Origin of the sequence: Eubacterium sp. ER2 (genome assembly GCF_000765215.1) — a bacterium.
In the GTDB taxonomy this organism is placed as follows: Bacteria; Bacillota; Clostridia; order Lachnospirales; family Lachnospiraceae; genus Claveliimonas; species Claveliimonas intestinigallinarum.
Map to the genome: position 1 here is coordinate 1 of NZ_JPJE01000071.1, position 676 is coordinate 676.

The 676-nt window shown below is 54.6% G+C and carries 1 rRNA gene; it reads left to right on the forward strand.

Features of this window, described 5'->3' with window-relative positions:
• A 23S ribosomal RNA gene (locus NI21_RS0115730) occupies positions 1 to 676 on the forward strand; the annotation flags it as partial.

A 676-nucleotide genomic window follows, 5' to 3' on the forward strand; every position in this document is an offset into this window, starting at 1 on the left:
GGGGGACAATGTCAGGTGGGGAGTTTGACTGGGGCGGTCGCCTCCGAAAGGGTATCGGAGGCGCTCAAAGGTTCCCTCAGAATGGTTGGAAACCATTCGAAGAGTGCAAAGGCAGAAGGGAGCTTGACTGCGACACCGACGGGTGGAGCAGGTACGAAAGTAGGACTTAGTGATCCGGTGGTATAAAGTGGGATTGCCATCGCTCAACGGATAAAAGCTACCCTGGGGATAACAGGCTTATCACTCCCAAGAGTTCACATCGACGGAGTGGTTTGGCACCTCGATGTCGGCTCATCGCATCCTGGGGCTGAAGTAGGTCCCAAGGGTTGGGCTGTTCGCCCATTAAAGCGGTACGCGAGCTGGGTTCAGAACGTCGTGAGACAGTTCGGTCCCTATCCGGCGTGGGCGTAGGATATTTGAGAGGAGCTGTCCTTAGTACGAGAGGACCGGGATGGACTGGCCGCTGGTGTATCTGTTGACTTACCAAGGTCATGGCAGAGTAGCCAAGCCGGGAAGGGATAAACGCTGAAGGCATCTAAGCGTGAAGCCCCCCTCAAGATGAGATATCCCTACGAAAGTAGTAAGACCCCTTGAAGACGACGAGGTAGATAGGGCAGAGGTGGAAGTGTGGTAACACATGGAGCTGACTGTTACTAATCGGTCGAGGGCATAACCA